The sequence below is a fragment of the Haloferax elongans ATCC BAA-1513 genome, assembly GCF_000336755.1.
GTDB classification, from domain to species: Archaea; Halobacteriota; Halobacteria; order Halobacteriales; family Haloferacaceae; genus Haloferax; species Haloferax elongans.
Genome location: NZ_AOLK01000015.1, coordinates 601,243 through 628,081, shown reverse-complemented (window position 1 = coordinate 628,081; position 26,839 = coordinate 601,243). Strand labels below are relative to the sequence as shown.

At 61.6% G+C, this 26,839-nt stretch carries 26 protein-coding genes; 17 read left to right on the top strand and 9 right to left on the bottom strand.

Features of this window, described 5'->3' with window-relative positions:
* The first annotated feature begins 250 nt into the window (after positions 1-250).
* Positions 251-1,162, top strand: a complete 912-nt coding sequence (gene aglJ, locus C453_RS09865; RefSeq protein WP_008324257.1) for an S-layer glycoprotein N-glycosyltransferase AglJ — start codon at positions 251-253, stop codon at positions 1,160-1,162.
* A gap of 41 nt (positions 1,163-1,203) precedes the next feature.
* Here the strand turns inward: aglJ and C453_RS09860 are convergent, their stop codons facing one another.
* Complete coding sequence (locus tag C453_RS09860; protein WP_008324256.1) at positions 1,204-1,530, bottom strand: hypothetical protein; 327 nt, start codon at positions 1,528-1,530, stop codon at positions 1,204-1,206.
* A gap of 76 nt (positions 1,531-1,606) precedes the next feature.
* Here C453_RS09860 and C453_RS09855 point away from each other — a divergent pair, with 76 nt between their 5' ends.
* On the top strand, positions 1,607-1,819 hold the full coding sequence (locus C453_RS09855; protein ID WP_007540223.1) for a ribbon-helix-helix domain-containing protein: 213 nt from the start codon (positions 1,607-1,609) through the stop codon (positions 1,817-1,819).
* Between the two features lie 26 nt (positions 1,820-1,845).
* Here the strand turns inward: C453_RS09855 and C453_RS09850 are convergent, their stop codons facing one another.
* The 3 genes from C453_RS09850 to C453_RS09840 all read right to left on the bottom strand — a co-directional run bounded on the left by C453_RS09850 (position 1,846) and on the right by C453_RS09840 (position 3,591).
* Positions 1,846-2,427: a hypothetical protein gene (locus tag C453_RS09850; RefSeq protein WP_008324255.1), complete on the bottom strand. Its 582-nt coding sequence runs from the start codon at positions 2,425-2,427 to the stop codon at positions 1,846-1,848.
* The gene (locus C453_RS09845; protein ID WP_049907596.1) at positions 2,427-3,113 is read right to left on the bottom strand and encodes an MBL fold metallo-hydrolase; all 687 of its coding nucleotides are present in this window, start codon (positions 3,111-3,113) and stop codon (positions 2,427-2,429) included. Before C453_RS09845 ends, C453_RS09850 begins: the two co-directional genes overlap by 1 nt.
* Before the next feature lie 190 nt (positions 3,114-3,303).
* Positions 3,304-3,591 (bottom strand): DUF5779 family protein, encoded by a 288-nt coding sequence (locus C453_RS09840; RefSeq protein ID WP_008324253.1) that lies wholly within the window; start codon positions 3,589-3,591, stop codon positions 3,304-3,306.
* Between the two features lie 366 nt (positions 3,592-3,957).
* On the opposite strand from C453_RS09840, the gene C453_RS09835 reads away from it, so the two are divergent.
* The 7 genes from C453_RS09835 (at position 3,958) to leuD (ending at position 11,365) form a co-directional block, all read left to right on the top strand.
* Entirely contained in the window at positions 3,958-5,184 is a 1,227-nt protein-coding gene (locus C453_RS09835) for a LeuA family protein (RefSeq protein ID WP_008324252.1), read from the top strand.
* 367 nt (positions 5,185-5,551) lie between these two features.
* The gene (gene ilvB / locus C453_RS09830; protein WP_008324251.1) at positions 5,552-7,312 is read left to right on the top strand and encodes a biosynthetic-type acetolactate synthase large subunit; all 1,761 of its coding nucleotides are present in this window, start codon (positions 5,552-5,554) and stop codon (positions 7,310-7,312) included.
* Entirely contained in the window at positions 7,309-7,962 is a 654-nt protein-coding gene (gene ilvN / locus C453_RS09825; protein ID WP_008324250.1) for an acetolactate synthase small subunit, read from the top strand. Before ilvB ends, ilvN begins: the two co-directional genes overlap by 4 nt.
* On the top strand, positions 7,959-8,999 hold the full coding sequence (gene ilvC, locus C453_RS09820; protein ID WP_008324249.1) for a ketol-acid reductoisomerase: 1,041 nt from the start codon (positions 7,959-7,961) through the stop codon (positions 8,997-8,999). Before ilvN ends, ilvC begins: the two co-directional genes overlap by 4 nt.
* Positions 9,000-9,028: 29 nt before the next feature.
* Positions 9,029-9,346 (top strand): hypothetical protein, encoded by a 318-nt coding sequence (locus tag C453_RS09815; protein ID WP_008324247.1) that lies wholly within the window; start codon positions 9,029-9,031, stop codon positions 9,344-9,346.
* Positions 9,339-10,760 carry a 3-isopropylmalate dehydratase large subunit gene (leuC, locus tag C453_RS09810; protein ID WP_008324246.1) on the top strand — a complete coding sequence of 474 codons (1,422 nt, stop codon included), beginning with the start codon at positions 9,339-9,341 and terminating at the stop codon, positions 10,758-10,760. The genes C453_RS09815 and leuC overlap by 8 nt, the downstream gene beginning before the upstream one ends.
* Positions 10,757-11,365, top strand: coding sequence for a 3-isopropylmalate dehydratase small subunit (gene leuD / locus C453_RS09805; protein ID WP_008324245.1), 609 nt, complete (start codon positions 10,757-10,759; stop codon positions 11,363-11,365). Before leuC ends, leuD begins: the two co-directional genes overlap by 4 nt.
* Before the next feature lie 105 nt (positions 11,366-11,470).
* Here leuD and C453_RS09800 read toward each other — a convergent pair whose 3' ends face one another.
* The gene (locus C453_RS09800) at positions 11,471-12,010 is read right to left on the bottom strand and encodes a hypothetical protein (protein WP_008324243.1); all 540 of its coding nucleotides are present in this window, start codon (positions 12,008-12,010) and stop codon (positions 11,471-11,473) included.
* 427 nt (positions 12,011-12,437) lie between these two features.
* Between C453_RS09800 and leuB the strand changes: the two genes are divergently transcribed.
* The 4 genes from leuB (at position 12,438) to fba (ending at position 16,721) form a co-directional block, all read left to right on the top strand.
* Positions 12,438-13,412, top strand: a complete 975-nt coding sequence (gene leuB, locus C453_RS09795) for a 3-isopropylmalate dehydrogenase (RefSeq protein WP_008324242.1) — start codon at positions 12,438-12,440, stop codon at positions 13,410-13,412.
* A 274-nt stretch (positions 13,413-13,686) separates the two neighbouring features.
* On the top strand, positions 13,687-14,454 hold the full coding sequence (gene glpR, locus C453_RS09790; protein ID WP_008324241.1) for an HTH-type transcriptional regulator GlpR: 768 nt from the start codon (positions 13,687-13,689) through the stop codon (positions 14,452-14,454).
* Positions 14,451-15,359, top strand: a complete 909-nt coding sequence (pfkB, locus tag C453_RS09785) for a 1-phosphofructokinase (RefSeq protein WP_008324240.1) — start codon at positions 14,451-14,453, stop codon at positions 15,357-15,359. Before glpR ends, pfkB begins: the two co-directional genes overlap by 4 nt.
* Before the next feature lie 369 nt (positions 15,360-15,728).
* Positions 15,729-16,721 (top strand): class II fructose-bisphosphate aldolase, encoded by a 993-nt coding sequence (gene fba, locus C453_RS09780; protein ID WP_008324239.1) that lies wholly within the window; start codon positions 15,729-15,731, stop codon positions 16,719-16,721.
* 26 nt (positions 16,722-16,747) lie between these two features.
* Here fba and C453_RS09775 read toward each other — a convergent pair whose 3' ends face one another.
* Complete coding sequence (locus C453_RS09775) at positions 16,748-19,915, bottom strand: PAS domain-containing protein (protein ID WP_008324238.1); 3,168 nt, start codon at positions 19,913-19,915, stop codon at positions 16,748-16,750.
* A gap of 115 nt (positions 19,916-20,030) precedes the next feature.
* On the opposite strand from C453_RS09775, the gene C453_RS20420 reads away from it, so the two are divergent.
* Positions 20,031-20,180 (top strand): DUF7557 family protein, encoded by a 150-nt coding sequence (locus tag C453_RS20420; protein ID WP_007540184.1) that lies wholly within the window; start codon positions 20,031-20,033, stop codon positions 20,178-20,180.
* A gap of 94 nt (positions 20,181-20,274) precedes the next feature.
* Here the strand turns inward: C453_RS20420 and C453_RS09770 are convergent, their stop codons facing one another.
* Positions 20,275-20,730 (bottom strand): DUF5799 family protein, encoded by a 456-nt coding sequence (locus C453_RS09770; protein ID WP_008324237.1) that lies wholly within the window; start codon positions 20,728-20,730, stop codon positions 20,275-20,277.
* Between the two features lie 144 nt (positions 20,731-20,874).
* Between C453_RS09770 and C453_RS09765 the strand changes: the two genes are divergently transcribed.
* Positions 20,875-22,101: an HAD family hydrolase gene (locus tag C453_RS09765; protein ID WP_008324236.1), complete on the top strand. Its 1,227-nt coding sequence runs from the start codon at positions 20,875-20,877 to the stop codon at positions 22,099-22,101.
* An 844-nt stretch (positions 22,102-22,945) separates the two neighbouring features.
* Here C453_RS09765 and C453_RS09755 read toward each other — a convergent pair.
* Complete coding sequence (locus C453_RS09755; RefSeq protein WP_008324234.1) at positions 22,946-23,482, bottom strand: signal peptidase I; 537 nt, start codon at positions 23,480-23,482, stop codon at positions 22,946-22,948.
* A gap of 57 nt (positions 23,483-23,539) precedes the next feature.
* Positions 23,540-24,715 carry a SipW-dependent-type signal peptide-containing protein gene (locus C453_RS09750; protein WP_008324233.1) on the bottom strand — a complete coding sequence of 392 codons (1,176 nt, stop codon included), beginning with the start codon at positions 24,713-24,715 and terminating at the stop codon, positions 23,540-23,542.
* Positions 24,716-24,992: 277 nt separating this feature from the next.
* Between C453_RS09750 and C453_RS09745 the strand changes: the two genes are divergently transcribed.
* Positions 24,993-25,439, top strand: coding sequence for a luciferase domain-containing protein (locus C453_RS09745; protein ID WP_008324232.1), 447 nt, complete (start codon positions 24,993-24,995; stop codon positions 25,437-25,439).
* A gap of 95 nt (positions 25,440-25,534) precedes the next feature.
* Positions 25,535-26,773 (top strand): mandelate racemase/muconate lactonizing enzyme family protein, encoded by a 1,239-nt coding sequence (locus C453_RS09740; protein ID WP_008324231.1) that lies wholly within the window; start codon positions 25,535-25,537, stop codon positions 26,771-26,773.
* The last annotated feature ends 66 nt before the right edge of the window (positions 26,774-26,839 follow it).

Here is a 26,839-nt window from a genome sequence, read left to right as displayed (position 1 = left end):
TTCTTCCCCTCGTTGGAAACTGTTGTAATATTTTCTGAACAACCCCAGTCGAAGCTGGTAGACGGAATTTCGCATTCCTCGCCGTAAACCATGGTTACTGACGTCAGAGAGCGTATTCTCGACCCAATCAGAAAACGTCATCTTTGCCCTGCTGTCTCTCGTTTCGGGATAAGTAGGTTCGGGTTCCGGGACTCACCGTTGGTATTACGAGAGATAACGCTTTTCAAAACCGGCCGTGGATGGACTTCTAATGCCCAACCCAGACTCCGTCTGCGTCCTCGTCCCCACGTACGACGAGGCCGAGACGATTGCCGACGTCGTTGCCGACTACAGAGAGGAAGGATTCACGAACATCCTCGTCATCGACGGCGGCTCGACAGACGGCACGCGTGAACTCGCCGAAGAGGCGGGCGCGCACGTGGTCATGCAGTCCGGATCTGGGAAGGGACAGGCTGTCAGAGAAGCCATCGAAGAGCACATCGTCGCGGAGTACGTCCTGATGCTCGACGGCGACGGGACCTATCTCGCGAAGGACGCCGAGAAGATGCTCGCTCCCCTCGACGAGGGATTCGACCACGTCATCGGCGACCGGTTCGCCGACATGCGCGAGGGGGCGATGACCTCGCTGAACAAAGTTGGAAACCGAATCATCAACCGGGCGTTCGCCTACATCCACGGCACGGACTACGAAGACATTCTCAGTGGGTACCGGGCGTTCACACGGGAGTCGTTCCTCGAAATGACGCTCACGTCTGACGGGTTCGGTATCGAGACGGAGATGGCAGTCGAGTGTGCGAAACGCGGCATCAAGACCACTGTCGTCCCGACGACGTACCTCCCGCGGCCGGACGGGTCGGACACCAACCTCAACCCCGTCCGCGACGGCGGTATCATCTTCCTCGAACTCTACCGCCGGGCGAAGACCAACAACCCACTTTTCTACTTCGGGAGCGTCGGGTTCGCGTCGACGGCGACCGGTCTCGGACTCGCGGCGTACGTCGCCTACGAGTGGATCGTTCGAACTGTCTCACACGAAGTCATCGCCGTCGTCTCGGCAGCAGGAATCCTCTTCGGCATTCAATTGCTGATGTTCGGGGTGCTCTCAGACCTTATTCTGTCTTTGCACCGCGAGCAGATGAAGCGAATCGAGGAGTTAGAGTAAGGGTCGTCGCCGGTCGTTCTGACGGCGTCGAAACGTGGGTCTTAGAACGGAACGAGGGCACGGAGCCGACCGAGGAGGCTCGTCGAGGCCTTCGCCCGGAACTCTTCGAAGACAGGGTGGAGAACGTCGAGTAACTCCCGACGCGACTCGAAGGTGGTTCGCCCGGTGGCTTCGAGTGCCTCGTCGATAGAGACGGTGTTTCCGGCAGCGTCTATCGGAACGTCGACGTGGCCGAGCGCACGCGCAATCGTCTTCGCGTCCGCCGGAAAGTCGATGTCCGCCTCGTCGACGTCGTCGGCCAGTGCAGCGATACCGAACTCAATCGTGTCCGGTTCCGACGTGTTGTCTTGCGGCGGTCTAGCAGCCATCGCGTCGGAGTACGGAACCCCCCTTGAAAAATCCCCGACCGTTGGGGTTAACCCTCGGCAGGACTTCCAATCTGTCATGACGGAGTACACGACGGTCTCGATTCCGAAGGAACTGGCCGCTCGCGTCGACGACACAATCGAGGGAACGACGTTCTCCAGCACGAGCGACTTGGTTCGATTCCTCCTCCGCAGCATCGTCATCCAGCACGAGCGGTCCGGCGGCGAACTTTCTGAGTCGGAGTTCCAAGAGATTGCAGAGCAGTTGACGGACCTCGGATACCTTCGGTAGTTGAGGCGGCGGTTTCGTGTGTCAAGTCACGCAAGTTCTTCTGTCGGTGGTTCCGCGTCGAGAATCGTGAGTTCGAGTGTTCGCCCGGCGCGGTCGAAGGCACCGAACGTCTCGTCTTCCCACGGCGGGACGGCGAGCAAGACGACCGCAGCGAGGTCGTCGCGTTCTGTGAGTTCGAACGGTCCCTGTGGGTGGGTCAGGAACCGGGCGCGCCCTCGACCTGCGGGGGTTCCGAGGTCCATCCCGAAGACGGCGCTGACCGACCCGCCCGCCTCAGACATGTAGAAGTGCGTGAGGACCGGCGTGTCCGGGTCGATACCGAGGTCGGCATCGAACTCACCGGCGGGTGTCGGCGCGAGAACGACGTTCACGTCGTTCGGCTCGGCTGCCTCCGCCATCTCCAAGAGCACATCGACAAGGCCGCGAGTAACGTAGACTCGGCGGTGCTCTGCCTCGGTCTCCGAACCGGACGATTCGGTGCCAACCTCGTTGGTCGGGGATGCGCCCCTATGGTCACCGTTGTTCTGGACGCTCCCATGAGCACCGTTATTCTGGACACTCCCGTGGTCGCTGTCGCTTTGGACACGGACGTCGTCAGACTCGGACATCAGTTCGTGAGCATCGATTTGAACGCCCGAACGTACGCACCGGGGAGATTCTTCCGCGCGTTCAACAGCGCCTCACGAAGCGCATCGCCAGCATCTTCTGTCACTCCAGCACCGTGTCCGACGAGGAGGCGCTCGGGGTCGAACCCGGTGAGTGTCTGACGCGGTGGGAACGGGCGGAGCATCGGATGGACGCCCAGTCGCTCTCCGGGGGCGCAGAAGTAGCCGACGCTCCCCACGGTTTCGGGGACGACGAGCGTCCGCAACTCGTCGTGGTAGAAGCCGACTTCCTGCCACGGCGGGAACGTCCGGTCGACGATTCGGAACGTCTTGAACCCCGAATCTGAGAGAGTTCCTCCGAACCGTTCGACGTTGGCGTCGAGTTTGTCCGCGACGCCGGTCATCCACGAGGCTACGTAGACCGGAACCTCGTGGCGGTTCGCGATGGCCGCAGCATCGCGTTTGTGCCTGTCGAGTCCGATGACGACGCCCGCAACGTCGCCGAACTCGGCTAGTAGGTCGTCGACGCCGGGTGCATCGACGGGGTCGAATACCCACACGTCGCCGTCGACGCGAACCGCGTGGCTGGCGCGTTGCATCGTCTCGTCGGGATACGCGAGCCATCCGACGCCGTCCTCCCAACGGTCGATTTCGCGGAGCTGTGCCGTTCCGCGACCTTTCATCGGCATGACCGTAGTAACGGGTGGACGCCGGATAAGCCCTCGCCCTGCAGCGTTCTCACCCGGTTTCGGCTGTCAGTTGCAAATGAGACGTCGCAGCGATGTTGGCAATCCTGGCCGATGCAGTCGGTGGTGGGGAAACGAGAAACGAGAAGCCCACTGTCGGTGTCGAATCGGGATACCTAGAGGAGGTCCGTACTCAGAGATTGCCAGTGTCGATATCGACACCCGGTGGAGAGACGATGAGGAACTTCCGGAAGTGCATCAGTTGACCGCCCATATCCTTGACTTCGCGTGCGAAGCTGGAGGCGAGCTTGTTCAGGTCACCCTCGATGGCGAGCACGAGCGTGTTCCCGCGTGCGATGGATTCGACCCACTCTTCCGGTGGCGTCGACCCGTCGAGGACGCCAAGTACTACGTCACCCTCGGCGTCGTCACTATCGAGGTGTTCTTCGGCCGTCTGTAAGTTGAGGTTGAAATCGCCCATACCCCCTGCGTGGGCAACAGACGAGAAAAGCGTTCGGTCGCGTCGGACAGTTCACGACCGCTGGTTGACTTCCCACTGACAATTCTCTGGCGACGACGCGATTCACAATCGTCCACTTGGTGGCGCGCGTGATGGGGTCGAACTATTATTTCTAAACCTTAGGTGATTGGTTTATGGTCTACATGATGGAGAATGCTGTGTCGCTATATCAAGACACAGTATGTCATGGTGTTGTATAAGGACGTTTATGTCGTGCGATTAGGCTCGTGAATCCGTGTCATTCGGTCCACCGAGAACATTCGTGATACTGTCTGGGAGAAACACTTAAATATGAGTTCGGGCACCTGACTGACACGATGTCTCACAATGACACGGAGGATTCGTCGGGTTCCCCGGCGGGTCGAGTTCTTCCAGGGCACATTAGCCCAACAATCTGAAATCGAAGACGTACGAATCTTCGACACGACACTCCGCGACGGCGAACAGTCACCCCGAACCTCGTTCAGTTACGAGGAGAAACGGGATATGGCCGCCACCCTCGACGACATGGGTACCCACGTCATCGAGGCAGGGTTCCCGGTCAACTCTGACGCGGAGTTCGACGCAGTCGCCGATATCGCTGCTTCGACGGACACGACGACGTGCGGGTTGGCCCGCGTCGTCGACAAGGATATCGAAGCCGCGCTGGATTCCGGCGTGGACATGGTGCACACGTTCGTGAGCACCAGCGATGTCCAACTGGCCGACTCGATGCACGCTTCTCGCGCAGAAGCCGTCGAGCGCGCCGTCCGTAGTGTCGAACGCGTCCGCGACGCGGGCGTCGAAGTAATGTTCTCGCCGATGGACGCCACCCGAACGGACGAGGAGTTCCTCATCGAAGTCGTCGAAGCGGTCTCCGAGGCCGGCGTCGACTGGATTAACCTCCCCGACACGTGCGGCGTGGCGACGCCGACGCGGTTCGCCCGGATGGTCGAAACCGTCCGCGAACACACCGACGCCCGAATCGACGTGCACGCACACGACGACTTCGGACTGGCGTCGGCCAACGCGATGGCCGGGTTCGAAGCCGGTGCCGCACAGGCACAGGTTTCGGTCAACGGCATCGGCGAACGTGCCGGCAACGCCGCCTACGAGGAGGTCGTCATGGCCGCAGAATCCCTCTACGGCGTCGACACCGGCATCGATACCACTCGAATCACCGAGTTAGCTCGTATCGTCGAGGCGGCGTCCGACATCCCGATTCCGGCGAACAAGCCGGTCGTCGGACAGAACGCCTTCTCTCACGAGAGCGGCATCCACGCTGCCGGCGTCATCGAGAACGCCGATACGTTCGAACCGGGCGTCATGACCCCCGAGATGGTCGGGGCGACCCGCGAGTTCGTACTCGGCAAGCACACGGGGACTCACTCGGTTCGCAAGCGCCTGGCGGACATTGGGTTCGACCCCTCGGACGCCGAGGTCCGAGAGGTAACCCGTCGCGTCAAAGACCACGGCGCGGAGAAAGAGCGCGTCGACGACGTGACGCTCAGGTCGTTCGCCCGCGACGTGGGTGTAGCCCACGTAGACGACAAGGAGGAGGAGGTCCGCGCCTGATGGCGTCGGGCTGTGGCCCTACTGGGCGACTGCCCCACACTGCCTCTCCGGCCCCGAGGGCGTGCAATCGTTGCGCCCCGCGAAAGGGTTATTACAGACCGGGAGTACGTGTGGCATACGATGAATCAGCACGACGACACCCTGGCACTCGCCGCTCCGCAGTCCGGAGTGTGCGGTGCCGCCGTCGCTGCTGTTCGGTCGCTCATTATTGTAGGGGCATAGCCCCTCACCACTCCACTTCTCAGTCCCACGGGTTTGCACCGTTTTCAGCCACGTTTGGAGTCCCCAATATGGAGCACCAGCACCACGAAACCGACCGACAGCACGCGTATCGACCACAACGAACACACCACCACGGAGCCCGCACATGAGCGAACGTACAGCACCACCGACCGAGACTGACGCGCCGACGCCCGCAGACGACGACCCGACAGAGACGGACGTCACCTCGGGTGCGACGTCGGTCGTTCGAGCACTGGAGAACGCAGGTGTCGAGACCGCGTTCGGTGTGCAGGGTGGCGCTATCATGCCAATCTACGACGCCCTGTATCACTCCGACATCCGGCACGTCACGATGGCCCACGAACAGGGTGCCTCGCACGCAGCAGACGCCTACGGTGTCGTCAAGGGCGACCCCGGTGTTTGCCTCGCAACGTCCGGCCCCGGCGCGACGAACCTCGTGACCGGCATCGCTGACGCCAACATGGACTCCGACGCGATGCTCGCACTCACCGGACAGGTCCCCTCCGAGATGGTCGGCTCCGACGCGTTCCAGGAGACCGACACCACCGGCGTCACCGCGCCTATCACGAAGCACAACTACTTCGCCTCGTCGTCCGACACGGTTGGCGACGTTGTCGGCGAAGCGTTCGCGCTGGCGGCTGAGGGTCGCCCCGGGCCGACGCTGGTCGACCTCCCGAAAGACGTCTCGCTGGGCGAGACAGACAGAGAACCCGGTGAGGTGCGCGCGCCAGCGACGTGCCGTCCCAAGACCAACCCCGACAGCCACGAGGTCGAAGCGGCTGCTCGCGCCATCGAGCGCGCAGAGAAGCCACTGCTCCTGTTCGGTGGCGGCGTCGTCAAAGGGGATGCGACCGACGAAGCACGGGCGTTTGCGACCGAGCACCAGATTCCGGTCGTCACGACGATGCCCGGCATCGGCGCGATGCCCGAAGACGACGACCTGTGTCTCTCGTGGGCGGGCATGCACGGCACCGGATACGCGAACATGGCCATCACTCACACCGACTGCCTCATCGCAGTCGGCACTCGCTTCGACGACCGCTTGACTGGTGGTATCGACACGTTCGCACCCGAGGCGGAAGTCGTGCACATCGACATCGACCCGGCGGAGATTTCCAAGAACGTCCACGCGGACTATCCGGTCGTCGGCGACGCAGGCCGAGCTATCGAGGCAATCGACGCCGAGATGGACCAGACGCCCGACGCCCGCGAGTGGCGCGAACAGTGCCTGACGTGGAAAGACGAGTACCCGATGGACTACGCAGCACCCGACGACGAACCGCTGAAACCGCAGTTCGTCGTCGAGGCGCTGGACGAAGCCACGCCCGACGAAACAATCGTCACGAGCGGCGTTGGCCAACACCAGATGTGGGCCGCTCAGTACTGGACCTTCCGTGAACCGCGGCGTTGGGTGTCCTCGCACGGGCTGGGCACGATGGGATACGGCTTGCCTGCCGCCATCGGTGCACGGCTCGCTGCCGACGACGACGAGACCGTCGTCTGCGTCGACGGCGATGCCTCGTTCCTGATGACGATTCAGGAACTGTCGGTCGCCGTCCGCGAAGACCTCGACATCACCGTCGCCATCCTGAACAACGAGTACATCGGGATGGTTCGCCAGTGGCAGGACGCCTTCTTCGAAGGCCGGCGCATGGCCGCTGGCTACGACTGGTGTCCGCAGTTCGACAAGCTCGCTGAGGCGTTCGGTGCCCGCGGCTGGGCCGTCGACTCCTACGAGGAAGTCCCGGACGCCATCGAAGAAGCGCTCGCCTACGACGGCCCGTCGGTCATCGACTTCCACGTCGACCCGGCGGAGAACGTCTACCCGATGGTCTCGTCGGGTGGCGCGAACGGAAAATTCGCACTCTCGGAGGACCAGTTATGAGCAACGAACAAGGACTGCAGGGGCCTGCCCCGGAAGAGCGGCCACACCCCGACGGTCGCCGGAACTCCCAGGGCATCCGCATCGACCCCGAAGCAGAAGCCGAACACGAACCACGCAGAACCGTGCTGTCGGCCATCGTCGAGCACGAACCCGGCGTCCTCTCCCGAGTCGCTGGCCTCGCCGCTCGCCGACAGTTCAACATCGAGAGCCTCACTGTCGGGCCGACCACCGTCGACGGCCACGCGCGCATCACGATGGTCGTCGAGGAGCCCGACCCCGGCATCGACCAAATCGAAAAACAGCTGGCCAAGCTGAAGCCAGTCATCTCCATCGGCGAACTGGACGACGACGCCATCCGCGCCGAACTCGTCCTCCTGAAGGTTCGCGGCGAAGACCCCGACAAGGTCCACGCCGTCACGGAGATGTACGACGGCCAGACCCTCGACGTCGGCCCGGAGACCATCACGGTCCAACTGACCGGCGACGAGCGCAAGATAGACGACGCCGTGGACGCGTTCCGGCGGTTCGGCATCATCGAAATCGCCCGAACCGGCCAGACCGCCCTCGCCCACGGTGCGAAGAAGACCGTCCCCGGAGAGGAACCCGGCACGTCCGGCGAACCGACGACACCAACGACTGATACACAATGACCGATTTCACCACGACTGTCTACTACGACGACGACGCAGACCGAACGCACATCGACGACAAGACCGTAGCCATCCTCGGGTACGGCAGCCAAGGCCACGCCCACGCACAGAACCTCGACGAAAGCGGGGTCGACGTGGTCGTCGGCCTCCGCGAAGATTCCTCGTCCCGTGACGCCGCACGCGAAGACGGACTCCGCGTTGCGACGCCCACCGAGGCCGCAGCAGAGGCGGACATCGTCTCCGTGCTCGTCCCCGACACCGTCCAGCCAGCGGTCTTCGAGGAGATTCGCGACGAACTCGACGCTGGCGACACGCTCCAGTTCGCTCACGGGTTCAACATCCACTACAACCAGATTCGTCCCCCGGAGGACGTGGACGTGACGCTCGTCGCGCCCAAGTCGCCCGGCCACCTCGTCCGCCGCAACTACGAGAGTGGCGAGGGAACGCCCGGTCTCATCGCCGTTTATCAGGACACGACCGGCGAGGCCAAGGAGGAAGCACTAGCGTACGCCCACGGAATCGGCTGTACCCGCGCTGGTGTCATCCAGACCTCGTTCCGCGAGGAGACCGAGACCGACCTGTTCGGCGAGCAGGCCGTCCTCTGCGGCGGCGTCACCTCGCTGGTCAAGCAGGGCTACGAGACGCTCGTCGATGCAGGCTACTCCCCCGAGATGGCCTACTTCGAGTGCCTGAACGAACTGAAGCTCATCGTCGACCTGATGTACGAAGACGGGCTCGGCGGCATGTGGCACTCGGTGTCCGACACCGCCGAATTCGGCGGCCTGACCCGCGGTGACCGCGTGGTCGACGAACACAGCCGCGAGCGCATGGAGGAAGTCCTCGAAGAGGTCCAAGACGGCACCTTCGCCCGCGAGTGGATTCTGGAGAACCAGGCGGGCCGCCCGTCGTACTCCCAGCTCAAGGAAGCCGAAGAGAACCACGACATCGAGGACGTCGGCGGTCGCCTGCGCGAGTTGTTCGCGTGGGCCGACGAGGCCGACGACACAGAGAAAGCAGAAGCACCGGCAGACGACTGACCACCCCCTAATACACCCTATTCAGTACCATGACTCGAAACGAGAACCGAAGCAACACACCGACCCGCATGCGAGATGTTAGCCACACGAATCCCTACACGGGAGAGACCTTCACGACGGTCTACGAACGCGGCCCGGCCGTCACAGACGGCGGTGCCGTGGACTCGACCGACTCATCCCCAGCGATGACTGGTGGCTCCGACACGATGGACGACGTGGACCACACACCGCCGCACGGAAACGACACGAACCGCGTCTGGAACCGCGGTCGCACCGAATTGACCGACCATCGCCACCCCGGAGAGACGGGCGGGAATCCGGCGGAGACAGGTGACGTAGATGAGTGAGGGCACGCTCTACGACAAAGTCTGGGAGGAACACACCGTCTCCGAACTCCCGACCGGCCAGACGCAGTTGTTCTGCGGTCTGCACCTCATCCACGAGGTGACGAGTCCGCAGGCGTTCGGGATGCTCCAAGAGCGCGACCTGGAAGTCGCCTATCCCGAGCGCACCCACGCGACGGTAGACCACATCGTTCCCACGTCGGACCAGTCGCGGCCGTTCCAGGACGACGCCGCAGAGGAGATGATGTCCGAACTCGAACAGAACGTTCGCGACGCGGGCATCAACTTCTCGGACCCGACCTCCGGTGACCAGGGTATCGTCCACGTCATCGGGCCGGAGCAGGGACTCACCCAGCCCGGCATGACTATCGTCTGCGGTGACAGCCACACCTCGACTCACGGCGCGTTCGGCGCGCTGGCGTTCGGTATCGGGACGAGCCAGATTCGCGACGTGCTGGCGACCCAGACCGTCGCGATGGAGAAAAAGAAGGTTCGCAAAATCGAGGTCACGGGCGAACTCGGCCCCGGCGTCGAAGCCAAGGACGTGGTGCTGGAAATCATCCGCCGTCTCGGCACCGAAGGCGGCGTCGGCTACGTCTACGAGTACGCCGGTGAGGCCATCGAGAACCTCGACATGGAAGGTCGGATGAGCATCTGCAACATGTCTATCGAGGGCGGCGCTCGCGCGGGCTACGTCAACCCCGACGAGACCACCTACGAGTGGCTGAAGCAGACCGACTACTTCCAAGAGAACCCCGAGAAGTTCGACGAACTCAAGCCGTACTGGGAGTCCATCCGCTCCGACGCGGACGCCGAGTACGACGACGTCGTCACCATCGACGGTTCCGAACTGGAACCCGTCGTCACGTGGGGGACCACGCCCGGACAGGGCGTCGGCATCACCGAACCGATTCCGGCCCCGGAGGACCTGCCCGAAGAAAAGCAGGACACCGCCCGGATGTCGCAGGAACACATGGGCGTCGAACCCGGCGAGACGATGGAAGGCTACGAAATCGACGTGGCGTTCCTCGGGTCGTGTACGAACGCTCGGATGCCGGACCTGCGCCGCGCTGCTGAGGTCGTCAAGGGCCGACAGGTCGCTGACAGCGTCCGCGCGATGGTCGTTCCCGGCAGTCAACGCGTCAAGGCCGCCGCCGAAGCGGAAGGCCTCGACGAAGTGTTCAAAGAAGCCGGATTCGAGTGGCGCGAAGCGGGCTGTTCGATGTGTCTCGGCATGAACGAAGACCAACTGGAGGGCGACGAAGCTTCGGCGTCCTCGTCGAACCGGAACTTCATCGGCCGACAGGGGTCGAAAGATGGCAAGACGGTGCTGATGAACCCGCGCATGGTGGCCGCGGCGGCCGTGACCGGCCACGTGACTGACGTGCGCGACCTGAAGGAGGTGACCGAAGCATGACCGACGAAATCCCAGCAATCGACTCCGCATCCGGGACGGGCGTCCCCATCCGCGGTAACGACATCGACACCGACCAGATTATCCCGGCGCGGTTCATGAAGGTCGTCACGTTCGACGGCCTCGGTGAGTTCGCGTTCTTCGACAAGCGGTACGACGAGCACGACGACCCCAAGGACCACCCGATGAACGAGCCGCACTTCCAGGAGGCCTCTATCATGGTCGTCAACGCCAACTTCGGCTGTGGCTCGTCGCGCGAACACGCTCCACAGGCGCTCATGCGCTGGGGTATCGACGCCATCATCGGTGAGTCCTTCGCGGAAATCTTCGCGGGTAACTGCCTCGCACTGGGTATTCCAACTGTCACCGCCGACCACGACACCATCGTCGAACTGCAGGACTGGGTCGACGAGAACCCCGGCGCAGACATCGACGTGGACGTGGAAAACGAGACAGTCACCTACGACGAGAAGACTGTGGACGTGACCGTTGACGACGCACAGAGAAAGGCGCTCACCGAGGGAGTCTGGGACACGACGGCGCTCATGAAGTCGAACGCCGACGCGGTACAGGACACGGCAGACAGCCTCCCCTACGTGGACGGCTGACCGGTCGCTGTTTCTTCGGCAGTCACAGACGCACCGCACTGTTTCTGGCGAGCGTTTCGACCTGATTGTGAGCGTGACGCGACGGCTGCTGTGTGACTCTGTTGCTTACTCGACGAACAGTCGCACGTCGTCGTCGGCTGGGAGGCCACGGTTCGCCTCCGGGACGGCGTCGCGCCATTCGGCGGTCACACCGTCGGTGTCAGAGTGTGGGTCGTCGTCGGAGACGGGGGAAGCGCTGAGTACGACGTGAGTCGTCGCGTCGATGGACGTGTCCTCGCCTTCGACGTCGTGTTTGGCGAGCCGACAGCACTCGATACCCTCGATTTCGACGTCGATGCCGGTCTGTTCGCTGACTCCCCGAACAGCTTCGGCGACGTAGTCGTCGTCCGAGGCGACTTTCACGTTCGGGAGAACACCGGCCCCGGATTCTTGATGAATTTGCAGGAGAACCTCACCCGCGTCGTTCGTGACGCCGACGATGGCTCGACCGGCGTAGTCGCGCTCACAGAAGTCACCGTCTTCGTGGACGAACGTATGCTCGCAGTAGTCGATGTCCTCGCGGTCGGCGAGTACCGCCGGGTCCGGGAGGTGTCGTTCGGTCGCTGATTCGGCTGCAATCTCGTCTGGGTGGGTGTGTTCGGACATAGCTTGTTGGTGGCTCGTGAGTCGGGGTGACCGTGTGGCTCTTCGTGTCGAATCGCTGGCTATACGCGTCGCTGTTCACGTGATAGACGCTCTTCGTGTCGCGTCGCTATTCGCGTGATAGACGCTCTTCGTGTCGCGTCGCTATTCGCGTGATAGACGCTTCGCGTGGCAGACGCTCGTAGACGGCGAACCCCGACCCACAGAGCAGGTCGTTCCCGGAGGTCGGTGCTCCGGAGCAATAGCTACAGGAACATGATACAAGAAAACACTGATTTATTTTCGAATACTTACTACACGTAATTATTCTCACGGAGAGGATAAAAACATTCGGGAAGAAGTCATTTTTGGGCTGAAGTTCACACCCCGGTGAAAGGCGGTTTTCGGGGGTATCGACACACTCTTTCCGTCGCCCATCCCACGGTTTGACATGACTCACGAGATTGTCGTCATCCCCGGCGATGGAATCGGGGCGGAGGTCGTCCCGGCCGCCGTGGACGTACTGAAAGCGGTCGGTGACTTCGAATTCGTCGAAGCCGACGCGGGCGACCACGTGAAAGCAGAAACCGGCGAGGCGCTCCCGCAGGAGACCTACGACCTCGCGGCAGAGGCCGACGCGACCCTGTTCGGGGCCGCGGGCGAGACGGCGGCGGACGTTATTCTCCCACTTCGAACTGCAGTGGACTCCTTCGTCAACGTCCGACCCGCGAAGGCCTACCCCGGCGTGGACGCCCTGCGCCCGGAGACGGACCTCGTCTTCCTCCGTGAGAACACCGAAGGCGTCTACTCGGGTCACGAAGACCGCCTTTCCGACGACCTCTCGACGCTCACGCGCGTCGTGACCACGTCCGCATCCGAGCGACTCGCCGAGTACGCCTGTGACTACGTCGGCGGCGAGGGCGGCAGTTTCCAAGTCGCTCACAAGGCGAACGTGATGCGCGAGACCGACGGTCGCTTCCGCGACGCCGTCGTCTCGGTCGCCGACGAGAACGGCGTTGAGGTCGAGGAAGTCCTGATGGACGCGTTCGCGACGCGTGTCTGTCTCGACCCGGCCCAGTTCGACACTATCGTCTGTCCGAACCTCGCGGGCGACGTGCTGTCGGACCTCGCGGCGGGTCTCGTCGGCGGCCTCGGTCTGCTCCCCTCGGCGAACATCGGCCCGGACAGTGCGCTGTTCGAACCGGTTCACGGCTCCGCCCCCGACATCGCTGGCGAAGGCATCGCCAACCCGGCGGCGACGATTCTCTCGGCCGCGATGCTCCTCGACTACCTCGACTACGAGGACGAGGCACAGCAGGTCAGAACTGCCGTCGAAGGCGTCCTCGAAGACGGACCGCGGACGCCCGACCTCGGCGGCGACGCCTCCACCGAGGAGGTCACGGCGGCCATCATCGACCGCCTGTAAGCCGCCCGACCTTCGAATCGCTGCGCACCGACCACTCCGACCGCCTTCTTTCGATTCACTCACTCTCAGTCTCACTCTCACTCTCAGTCACCCCGAGAGTCACGACTCTCGCCCGTCGTTTCCTCGCTCTCGCCTTTCGATTCTGTTCTCAGTCGTACTGTTTTTCGTTATTGAGTGAATCGAAGGCGATTCCGAGCAGATTCACACGAAACCCAACACAAACAATTAACAATGCACACTGACCTATCCAACAGACAACGAGGAACCGTTATCGATGTTACCAGCAGAGCGAAAACGCCGTATCGTCGAACTTGTCTCGGAGTCTGATGGCCGGTCGGTCGAAGCACTCGCCAGCGAACTTGGCTACTCGAAAGCGACGATTCGCCGAGACCTGCGCAAACTCGAAGACCGCGGCCTCATAGAGCGCTCCCACGGTGGCGCAGTTCCGGTGACGTCTGTCGGCCGAGAGCAGACGTACGGACAAAAAGAGGTACAGCATCTCGACGCGAAGCGAGCAATCGCCGAGCATGCCACCGAGGAACTTGCAAACGGACAGGTCGTCTTCTTCGACGCGGGAACGACGACGATTCAAATCGCAAAGCAGGTCCCGAACGACGGGGGCATCCTCGGTGTCACGAACTCGCCGCGTCTCGCAATCGAACTGAACGAGGAGGACAACGAGGTGAAGCTCACCGGTGGCACACTCCGACGGCGGACACGCTCGCTCGTCGGCCCGACTGCAGAATCGTTCATGCAGCGGACCAACTTCGACCTCCTGTTTCTGGGGACGAACGCCATCGACGTCGAATCCGGTCTCACGACGCCGAACGAGGACGAAGCACGGATGAAGGAATTGATGGTCGAGAAGGCGGCGCGTGTCGTTCTCGTCGCCGACGAATCGAAACTCGGCCGCAGGAGCTTCGTGCAGTTCGCGTCGTTCGAAGACGTTGACCGATTTATTACGGACGCCGTCATCGACGGCGAAACCCGAGACGAACTCGAAAACGCAGGTGTCGACATCGTCGACGGGGTCGGCCGATGATTTTCTCTGTCACACCGAATCCCGCTATCGACCACACCATCCACTTCGACGAACCACTTCAGACCGACGTCGTCCACCGGACCGACGACCAGGTGTTCACCGCCGGCGGCAAGGGTATCAACGTCGCCAAGTACGTGTCCGCGCTGGCTGTCGACGTCACTGCGTCCGGGTTTCTGGGTGGCTACTTCGGGAAATTTATCGAAACCCGACTCGACGACGACGGCATTCCGAGTGCGTTCGTGCACATCGATGCAGAGACACGACTCAACACGACTGTGCTCGCCGAAGACGGCGAGTACAAACTCAACCACAACGGCCCGACCGTACGAGACGCCGATGTGGACGAACTGCTCAGCATCGTACAGAAACACGACCCAGAGACGGTCCTCGTCGGCGGGAGTCTTCCGCCGGGCATGCCGTTGTCGGCGGTCGACAGGCTTGCTGAAGCGGGTGACTGGCGGATGGCGGTCGACATGGGTGGTGAGTCGCTCACGGAACTCGACGCCTCGTACTTCGTCTGCAAACCCAATCGGTCGGAACTCGAAGCGGCGACCGGCCAGACGGTCGAGACGAGAGAAGAGACGATTTCGGCGGCGAACGCTCTCCGTGAGCAGGGATTCGAGTACGTCCTTGCCTCGCTTGGCGCTGATGGCGCAGTCCTTGTCGGCCCGGACGAAACCGTGGCAGCGTCGGCGCTGGATGTGGATGTCGTCGACACTGTCGGTGCTGGTGACGCTGTTCTTTCAGGCTTCCTCGCGGGTCTCGACCATGGACACGACACTGTGGCGGCGCTTCGGATGGGGATGCTCACTGCAGCGCGCGTGGTCGGTGTCGCCGGGACACGTGTTCCTGACCTCGAAGACGTCCTCGAAAGTGACGCCCATGTCGACGTGCAAGTGTACTGAGTGAGGTGTCGAGACGGAGTGTGTCGACCGCCTCGCTGTATCAATCAAAAACAATCATCACCGAGTGAAGTCACCCGCTTTGTCTGTCGAGGATGTGTAAAAATAGTAATAAGTGGTGCCGTTGACGGAACGATATCACACCGGAAGAACTCGAATGGTTCTGGTCGACTAAGACGACCGCGGTTGGTGGGTTTCGGTGTATGAGTGGTCAATTCTCGTGGAGACACAGAGACGGTAAATCTGTGTGGAAGAATACGGTGTCTCGAAAAATTAACTCGGTAGTGAACGAACACTAACGAGCAAAATCAAAACCATATTCCCATAGATTATTATCCTCGCAGTCGTTGGCCGACACGAGGTGAACGCATAATGCCGTTCTACGGCGGGGACGAACTCGCCACAGTGTACGACGAGGCGCTCGACGAAGGGTTCGGTCTCATCGCGAGCAACATCGCAGAGCCGAGCATCATGATGGGTCTCATGGAAGGTGCCGATCGGATGGATTCGGACCTCCTTCTCCAACTCAGCGGCGGGGCCTGCAAGTTCGCAGGTGACGGCGACCCGGTCGCGGGCCTGAAGGCGATGGGAACCTACATCGAGACCATCGCCGAACGGTACGACATCGGTGTCTTCCTCAACATGGACCACCAGACGGACCTCGAGTTCATCCAGCAGCAAATCGAACTCGACATCCCGTCGTCTATCATGATCGACGCCTCTCACGAACCGTTCGAGGAGAACGTCGCGACGAGTCGCGAAGTCGTCGAGATGGTCGAGGAAGCTAATTCCGACATCCTCATCGAGGCCGAACTCGGCCAAATCAAGGGTGTCGAAGACGAAATCGAGGCTGAAGAAGCATTCTACACGGACCCCGAACAGGCCGTCGAGTTCGTCGACCGGACGGGTGCCGACCTGCTTGCTATCTCCGTCGGAACCCAGCACGGCGTCGCCAAGGGCAAGGACCTCGAACTTCGCCCCGACCTCGCCCACGACATCCGCGTCGCCCTTCGGGACCACGGTCTCGACACGCCGCTCGTCCTCCACGGCTCGTCCGGCGTCCAGCCCGACCAACTGCAGGAGATGCTCAAACACGGCATCTGCAAGGTCAACAAAGACACGCGCTACCAGTACGAATACACCCGAACCGCGTACGACCTCTACAGCGAAGACCCACACGCCATCGTCCCGCCGGAAGGCGTCGAGGACGCCCGTGACACCTTCTTCAACGAGACCGACTGGTCGCCCGATAAGTCTGTGTTCGACCCCCGTGTCGCCGGTCGCGACATTCGCGCACGCATCGCCGACGTGCACGCTGACCTGACGACTGTCTCTGGCAGCGCCGGTCAGACGCTCTTCAAATAATCAGTTTCGACCCGTCGAGCGCCTTATCACCGGGTCGAATGCGCCTCTTTCGAGGCGGTCCCGTGGATACGTCTTGGTTCGAATTCGAACCGTGCACCACCGTCCGCGCCGTCAGTGACTGTAACTGTCCAGCCGTGTGCGCGAGCGATGGCGGCCACGATACTCAGCCCGAAGCCAGTTCCAGACCGACTGTACGAGACACCGTGTTCGAAGATGTTCTCTCGATGGGTTGGTGGGATACCGACGCCGTCGTCTTCGACGTAGAATCCGTGGCCGCGGTCTAGGCTGTCGACAGTGATACTCACGTCGTCACCACTGTGTTCGGCGGCATTTCGAAACAGATTCTCGAACAGTTGCTTCAACCGACTCGGGTCGCCAGTAATCGTCGGTAGCTCCCCAACCGAGAGGGTTGCATCGGCAGTGTCGACGTACTCCCACGCCTCGTTCGCTATCGAATCGAGACCGACGTCGACTCCGTCTTCGACAGGTCGCTCGCCTCGGGCGAGGCTCAGGAGGTCGTCGATAAGGTCCTCGATGCGTTCGTGGGCAGATTCAACCTTTTCGAAGTACGCTTTCTCACCTGTCTCTTCGGCGATTTCGAGGAACCCGGTTGCGACAGACAGTGGGTTACGGAGGTCGTGTGAGACGACCGATGCGAACTGGTCGAGTCGTTCGTTCTGCTGTCGAAGTTCGCCTTCCCGCTTCGCTCTCACGAGTGCCGCTCCCACCGACGACGCGAGGATTCGAAAGAGGTCGACGTCCTGTTCGTTAAACTCGTGTGGCGACGTCGACCCGGTGAGGAGGAGTCCGTCCTGCCCGAGTGGAACGATTATCTCGCTTCGAATCTCGGTGTCGTCGTTGTAGCGGTTGTCGTATTCGCGGATGTCGTCGTAGGCGCGAACCTCGCCAGCTTCGAACGCATCCCACGCGAGGCTTTCACCGGGAGTGAGCGGTGGTGTCTCCCCGTAGAGCCCACGTGCTGCACTCGTCTCTGTAAGCGGTACGAGCATCTCCCTGTGATCGTCGTACTGCCAGATGCTGGTCACATCGAGGTCGAGAACCGTCGCCGCAGCGTCGACGGCAATCTCGGCGATGTCGTCGACCGACGACGCGATGCTGAGTTCCTGTGTCGTCTGTTGGAGTGCTCTGAGGTTTGCTTCGAGTGCTTTTTGCCGAGTGATGTCTTCGAGGACGGCGATTGTTCGGTCGATATCGCCGTCTGCCGACTCGACGGGCGCAGTCGAGAGGAGGTAGTCACGCACCTCGCCGGATTTCGTCTGGCGGCGGACCTCTTTCCCACGGATGCGGTCGCCAGAGAACGTCTGTTTTCGGTGTATTTCGAACTCGTCTGTTTTGTCCTCGGGGATGAGTGGGTTTTGCTCACCGACGACTTCGTCACTCGTCCACCCGAACATCGCTTCAGCACCGTGATTCCAGTGGTGGACGTGTCCATCCTCGTCGACTTCCATAATCGCCATCGGTGCGGCCTGAATCAGCGATTCGAGTCGTTGGTTCGTCTGTTCGAGCCTGCATCGACTCTGCTCCCGCGCCAACTCGGCGCTCACGAGTTCGCCGAGGAGCTCGACAAACGTTCGTTCTATCTCTCCAAACGCAACGTCTCTGGAGTTCGGACTTGAGAAGTTCACCGTCCCGAACCGTTCACCGTCGACCGACAGTGGTGCGCCGATGTACGACTCCAGTTCGAACTCCCGATACGCCGGATGGCTCTCTCGTCCGGCCTCAACAGCGTCCACGAACGAACACACCTCGTCGCTGGCGACGACCGCTTCGCAGTACGTCGATTCGAGGTCGAACCGGTCGCCGACAGAGACACCACCACCGGCTGGGGAGACTGCCCGAACGACGTAATCTGACCCGCCGATGTCGGAGACGATACCGACATCCAGGTCGAGTGTCCACCGGCCGACATCGAGCAACTTCGCTAACCGCTCGTCGGTCGAGAGGTCGGCGTCGCCCATCACTCGTTGGACCGCTTGTAGCGCGTCTCGCTCGCGTTCGAGCTGTCGCTTTATCTCCTGATGGCTGGTCACGTCTCGGCCGACGACGAGTACTCGGTCCTCGTCTGTCTCGGTGAGGGGTGTGAGTCTGACGTCGAACGTCCGGGGACCGTCTGCTGCGTCGAACGTCACCTGAAGGTCGGTATCGTACAGTCCCGTTTGGGCTCCGTCGCCCCGCACGTTGGTTCGCGAAACCGTCTTCGAAACCGCCTCGCGGAATCGGGCGAGATCCTCGTCCGGGACGCGGTCGTCGACGATGTCGAGAATGTTCATCCCACGCATCTCGTCGGGGCCACCGCGAGCACGGGCAGCCGATGGGTTCGCATACTGGATATCGAACGACGAATCGAGGACGAACACGACGTCGTGAACCTGCTCTAAAATCGCCTTGCTTCGCTCCAGTTCGTGTGTTTGCTCCCGCTCGTGGGTTATCTCGCGGGAGAACACGGTCAGTCCGTCGTCGTCCGGAAAAGCCCGGATTTCGACCCAGTAGTCGAACGGCGGTTCGAGGTACTGCTCGAAGGACACCGGCTCGCCGGTCTCCATCGCGGTTCGATACTTCGTCTCCAGTTCGGTGCCGACGATAGACGGGAACTCCTCCCAGAGTATCGAACCCATGACGGCGTCTGGGTCACAGCCCACGCGCTCTGCCATCTTCTGGTTCAGGTACTCGATGCGCCACTCGGTGTCGACAGAGTAGACCGCGTCGGTCGCGCGTTCGAGCGTTCGACGGAATCTGTCGATGGTCTCGTCTGCACGCTTCGTAGCCCGGGAAGCATCGACGAGGGTCCCGATAGCAGATGCGAGCAGTCTGAGAGTGTCTCGCCTCACGTGAATCGTAACGTGGTCGGAGACGCCAACACCGTATTCCCTCGGGGTAAGCTGCTCGTGTTGGCCGTCAGTACACAGAATAGTCGGCAGATTCTCGTCGGACTTCCGCACCGAATCGACGAGGTCGATACCAGTTTGTTCACCGAGAGAAGACGCAGTCACGACGCAGTCGACCGGCTGTGCGGCCAGCGTTTCGAACACCTCGTCGACAGTGCCTGCAAGAGTAACATCGAAGCGCGAATCAATTCGAGGAAGCTCCGTTTCGACGACCTCCGCGAATTCCGCGTCGTCGTCTACGTAGAGGACGCAAATCGGCTGCCCGCGTCTGTCTTCCAGACCATCCACAATATCGACAGATACGGTGTCGAGTGTGTTAACGGTTCAGGTCCGTCTGGTGGGGAGACCTCCCGATTTCGGGACTGCCCTGCCGCTTAAGTCGTCTGATGACGTGATTCCAACCATGCCTCAGATTCACCTCGACGACGAGACAATCGCCCGACTCGACAATCTCCGCGAAGAAGACGAAGAGTACGACGAACTCATAACCGAGTTGATGAACATCTACGAGGCCAGCGAGCGGACGCTGTTCCACGCGGGCGACGAGTACTGACTGCGTGAGAGACAGCCACCGACTGAACGGCCGGCAGTCACACGTCGCGAGAACAGCGCTCAATTAGCGAGAGAACGAGTCGCGAGGCGGCCGATTACTCCTGGTACGCGAGTCTGACCTGCTCCCACTTCCCCTTGCTTTCGAGGTGCTCCTGAAGCGCGTCCGCGTAGGCTTGGGTCAGTCGTTCTGCATCTTCGAGTTTCTCTTCGGACGCCTTCTCACCGCCGCCGTTTCCGAGACCGAGCGCGCCTTTGATAGAGTCGACGAGGCCGCTTCCGCCACCATCGCCGCCAGACTCCTGTGGTGCGCCACCCATCGACCCCATCTGCTTGCGGATGTTGTCGAGTTCAGGGATAATCTGCGGTACTTTGTCGGTGTTGGCGACGATGCGCGCTTGCTCTGGGTCGTCGGCGTGTTCGATTTCGAACTCGGTGGCCGTCATGATGAGCCCCCACTCCTGGCTGGAGAATCGGGAGTTCATCACGTGGTCGTTGAACTCGCGGTCCACCGTCATTCGGTCGCCGACGATGCTGTCGGTCCAGTGTGCCATGTGCACATGTCGTCGGTCGGACCGTATCAGGGTTGCGGGGTCTGTCGAGTAGATGGAGACGGCACGATTGCAAACCGGACCACACCGGCGGCGGTATTCACCGAACGACGCGGATTTAATGGCAGGGGGTGACCACACCGACACATGGAGCGGTACGACCTTCTGTATCGGCTGTACGACACCTTCGACGCCGCGGGTGTCCGCGAGGAGCAGGACTTCGTCGACTTGCTGCCGCCGCTGGACTCGCGGGTCGGACTCTCACACTGGCAGGCGGTTGCCGACGAACTATCCAACGAAAAGGCGCGCATTCGCCGGTCGCTTCCAGATGGCGACCGCTATGCCGAACTCGCGGCACGAGCGACCCGAGACCAGGCGTTCACTGCCCTCGACCTCTACACCAAGTACGGTCGCGCTGTGAACGCCCTCGTCCTCGACGTGGACGAGACACTCCGGTCGGCCGGGAGCACGGACAACGAGATTCCACGGGAGGTGCTGCACCTCCTCACCGAGTTCCACGAGTCGGGCGTCCCCATCGTCATCTGCACGGGCCAGACGCTGGAGAACGTCAAGGGATTCGCGATTCAGGGACTGGGTAACGAACTCGTCCACTCCGGCGACGTGAGCATCGTTTACGAGGCAGGAACCGGCGTGTTCACACCGGGCCACGGGTCTGACACGAAGCGCCTGCTCTACGAGACGCTCGACGAGTCGGTCCAATCGGTCTTCGAGTCCGTCCGTGGTCGTGTCATCCGGGACCTCCCGGACGAACTTCGGGGCAACGTCCACCTGCAAGGAAACGAGTTCAACGTCACGCTCAAGCCGAACTTCGAGACCGGCAGCGACGACGCCGAGGCAGTCATCGACGGCGGACTGGTCTACATGCTCGACTTGCTCGGCGAAGCCGTCACCGACGACCCGGCAGGACCGACGTGGGCACGGGCTTTCTACGCCGAATCGGACCCGGAAATCGAATCGGTTCTCTCCGACCGCGACGCGCTCCCCGAAGCGGGCGTGACTGACGAGATTCCGGACGACGTCCGGGCGACGTTCGACCGCGTCACTATCGCCTACTACCATGCCGACGCTGCGGAACTCTCGGCCGTGGACCTCAACAAAGCCGCGGGTGTCGAAGCCGCCCTCGACGTCCTCGGCGTCGACGACCCGTTCGTACTCGTCATGGGCGATTCCAAGTCCGACCTCGACGTGATGGAGTGGGTCGCGGCGAACGACTGCGGTATCTCCGCCGCGCCGGACCACTCTTCACCGGGTGTTCTCGACCACGTCCGTGACACAGATGGGCTCGTCTTCGACCGAGGCGACGCCTCGTCGATGCTCCGAACCATCTACGCGCTGAATCTCCTCGTCGACTGAGCTTCCTCACCGACTGTATTCGGTCAGCCCACCGCGGTCACGGTGAACGTCTCGCTTTCTGCGACCACCGCCGCTGTCGTCTCAGTCTCTGTTGTCTCCGAGTCGTCGTCGGGGTCGGTCGATGACGTGTCTGTCTCTTCGGTCGTCGTGTCGGATTCGTTGGTATCGTCGGGGTCAGTTTCGTTGGTATCGTCGGGGTCAGTTTCGTTGGTGTCGTCAGGGTCGGATTCGTTGATATCGTCTGTCTCGGATTCGTTGATATCGTCTGTCTCGGATTCGTTGATATCGTCTGTCTCGGATTCGTTGATATCGTCTGTCTCGGANTTGATATCGTCTGTCTCGGATTCGTTGATATCGTCTGTCTCGGATTCGTTGATATCGTCTGTCTCGGATTCGTTGATGTCGCCGGAGTCAGAGTCGTTGATATCGTCTGTCTCAGTCTCGTTTGAGTCGACTGTGTCGGTTTCGTTCGTGTTGCTGTCGGTTTCGTTGCCGACAGTCGTGTTGGCAGCCGGTGTCCCAGTCTCGTTCGTGACGGTCGTGTTGTTGAACGCGGTCTCCGTCTCGTTTTCGTCGCTGGATTCGTCCAGCTCATCACCCTCGTCATCGTCCGTGTCGCTGGGTTCGTTCTCATCCGCGGCAGCGAACGCCACAACACTGCCAGCACCTGCACTCTCGAATCCGCTGTCCGAATTTTCGTCGGCAGCGTCGAACACGCCAGCCGACACGACGGCGTCTGCAGTTTCAGTATCGGTCAGAACGCTAAACGTGTACGCACCGCCGGAGGCAAACGAGAGCATCACGACCGCGACGACCGCGAGTGCGGTTCCGTATCGGCTAATCATCACCGCTCACGCTCCTCTTTTCCGAGCCCCTTCTCGACGAGCGAGTACACTTCGGACACTGCCAGAAGGACCGCGGGGACGACGATTATGGAGAGCTTACCAATCGGCGTGCCCACAAACGAGACCAGATACCCGAATTTGGGAATGCTGAATACGACCACTCCGATGACGCGGTCGGCAGGAACTAACCCTGGGTCGGGGTCCTCGTTCGCGTCTCCTTTCGTCTCGAAGTAGACGCCGTCCGCACGTTCGTGAACTGCGACGACGCGGTGTGTCACCCGAACGTCGCTCTGTGAGGTGAAGCCGGACGGGACGAACGTGATAACGTCGCCTTCGGAGATGCGTGCTGCCGGTTGGTCGTCGACGATGATAGCATCGCCTGCGGCGATTGCTGGAGCCATACTGCCGGTAAGCACGACGTAGCCGTGGTCGGCACCGATGACGGCGGGGACGGCGAACACCACGGCTATCGAGACGCCGAGGACGACGACGGCGACGAGGAGACCCCGAAGCAGAGTTGACGGATTGAGGTTCATGTACGGAAATGGGTGGGTGTGAGACGGTGGTGGTCGCCCACCGCTCGTGGTCGGTTCTTAGTCGTCTCTGACGTCGATTTGGAGGCCAGTCTCCTGGGCGGAGATCGTTCCGGAGAGCTCGATAGTGCCCGTGACCTCGACGCCGCCGCTGAAGTCACCGATGTCGAACTCGATACCTTTCGATCCGTCTCCGGTCTTCGTCACCATTCCCGGGGCGGCAGCGATGCCGTTGATAGCGACGTCCGAGACTTCGACGGTGCCACCGGATTCAGACTTGGCGATGAGCGCGAAGATGCCGGAGTCGGTCGAGGGAACCGTTCCGGTCACTGTCGAACCGCCGCTTCCGCCGAGATTGATGGTCGTCGTCGTCGCACCATCGTACGTGAACGTGAACGGGGCACTCAGTGGTGAGCCAGTCCACGTGTACGAGCCACCGGGGTTCCCGGATATTCGGAGTTCGTCACCAGAGCCGCCAAAGACAGCCTTCGTATCGAAGGCTTTGTCTGAGGCGGTCCACGCGGGGAAGCCATCGAAGCGCGGGTTGCCACTCACGTCGCCGTAGCTGTTCGTTCCGCCGTCGATTGACGTTCCGAGGACTGCTTGCATCATGTCGAACGCGAAGTCGACGCTGATGGTGTCGGTCATGATGGTCGAGGGGGCGGAGGCGGGCAGTTGCCATTCGAGGACGAACTTTACTTTCTCACTCGGTGTCAGCGGGTAGTGGACAGCGAACGTCTTGCCCGACTGGAGACGGTTCGACGCTTTGCGGAAGACGTCGTCACCGAGGTACGTCCGGTCGCCAGTGGCGAGGTCTTCGAAGTACATCCGAACCTTGAGATACTCGGGCAGTTCGGAGTCAGAGTCGGTGTCGCCCGCTTCGCGCTCCATCTCTGTCCGACCGTTCTCTCTTGCGTTGACGTCGGTGATGCGAACGTCGACCGCGCCGCCGGTGCTACTGCTGTTGTCGTTCTTGAGGTGGACCATCCCGGAGCCACTCTGCCCCGGTACGATTCCCTGTGCGTCGAGGAGCGTGACGTTCGAATCTCCGAACGACCCCGGCGACCCAATCTTGAGGTCGAGTGTCCCCGCGTAGATGCTGTTCCCGTTACTCGTCTCTGTATCGTTGAGTGCTGCGATGGTTCCCGCCCCTGCTGTCGCAGATGCGACGCCGATGACTGCGAGTCCACCGAGTACTTTGCGCCGTGAAAGCTCGATAGTGTCCTTTGATGACATTACATAATTCCCTTCGTCAGACTGGTGTTTCGTTACTTCACGACTACCAGTGATTCAGCACCATCGTCGATTGTGACGTATGTCGTCGGGAGCTTTCAGGGAGTGACTACCACGTCTGAGAGGCGCTGAAAGCCCGACTGCGGGGCTGAATACATATCAGATACAATGAAATTTATCTCGGAAATCTGGATAGAATGGTGTTCACGAATACCAGCTCTCGCTGAGGGTCTGTACGGTTGACTACCTCGCTTATGCTCTCCCCTGACGTACCTCTAGTATGACTGCTGCAATTGACCGTATCGTCTCTCGGGTCCTCCGGTGGCCGGGAGTCGAAACCGAACCACACCGATTCGGTGGCACCGAGTTCGTCGTCGCTGGCAAGGAGATTGGCCACGTTCACGACACCGGTCTCGTGGACCTCGCGATTACGAAGCGAGCCCGAGACATCATCATCACGGACGGACTCGCAGACGCTCACCACATCCTCCCGAACTCTGCGTGGGTGAGCTACCGCGTGCGTGGCGAACGAGATATCACGGGGGCGATGCGACTCCTCAGACTCGCGTATCTCTGGCGACTCTCCGCGCTTCGGCGTCGTGGTCTCGATCTTGACCCGACGTTCGATGCCGACCGGGAACTCCGACGCCTCGACTTACCTGCCGAACTCGACACACTCGTCCGAGACACCTTCGGGGACGCATTGAATCGGCAGGCATACGCCTAATCTCGGCTGTCTCGAAGCCAAGGGGGAACAGAGCGACCCGTCGAACCTTGGCCGCGTCGGAAAAACTTTACTAATGACCGAGTAAACCACTACACATGGGTAAGAACTACGCGGACCTTCACGACCCGAACGCGGAGTATACGATGCGAGAGCTCTCCGCGGAGACGATGGGTGTCACCGCAAAGCGCGGTGGCGGCCGAGACGTGGAGATTACGGACGTACAGACGACGATGGTCGACGGCAACTTCCCGTGGACACTCGTCCGCATCTACACCGACGCCGGCATCGTCGGCACCGGTGAGGCCTACTGGGGCGCGGGCGTTCCCGAACTCATCGAGCGCATGAAGCCCTTCATCGTCGGCGAGAACCCGCTCGACATCGACCGTCTGTACGAGCACCTCGTCCAGAAGATGTCCGGTGAGGGCTCCGTCGAGGGCGTCACCGTCACGGCCATCGCTGGCATCGAAATCGCCCTGCACGACCTCGCGGGCAAGATTCTCGAAGTCCCGGCCTACCAACTGCTCGGCGGCAAGTACCGCGACGAAGTGCGCGTCTACTGTGACTGCCACACCGAAGAAGAGGCCGACCCACAGGCCTGCGCCGACGAGGCAGAGCGCGTCGTCGAGGAACTCGGCTACGACGCGCTGAAGTTCGACCTCGACGTTCCCTCTGGCTTCGAAAAGGACCGTGCGAACCGACACCTCCGCCCCGGTGAGATTCGGCACAAGGCCGAAATCGTCGAGGCCGTCACCGAGCGCGTGAAGGACCGCGCCGACGTGGCCTTCGACTGCCACTGGACCTTCTCGGGTGGCAGCGCCAAGCGCCTCGCCGCAGCTATCGAGGACTACGACGTGTGGTGGCTCGAAGACCCCGTCCCGCCGGAGAACCTCGAAGTGCAGGAAGAGGTCACGAAGTCCACGCTCACGCCCATCACGGTCGGTGAAAACCGCTACCGCGTGACCGAACTGCGTCGCCTCATCCAGAATCAGGCGGTCGACATCGTCGCGCCCGACATGCCCAAGGTCGGCGGCATGCGCGAGACGCGGAAGATTGCGGACGTCGCGAACCAGTACTACGTCCCGGTCGCCATGCACAACGTCTCGTCGCCCGTCGCGACGATGGCCTCCGCGCACGTCGGCACGGCGATTCCGAACTCGCTGGCCGTCGAATACCACTCCTACGAACTCGGCTGGTGGGAGGACCTCGTCGAAGAGACCGTCATCGAGGACGGCTACATCGAGATTCCCGAGAAGCCGGGCCTCGGCCTGACGCTCGACATGGACGCCGTCGAGGAGCACATGGTCGACGGCGAGAGCCTGTTCGACGAGGAGTGAAGCGACTCGTCGAGCCAGCGAATCTCTGATTCGACCTGTTCGACGAGGCGTAAGTCGAGAACGTTC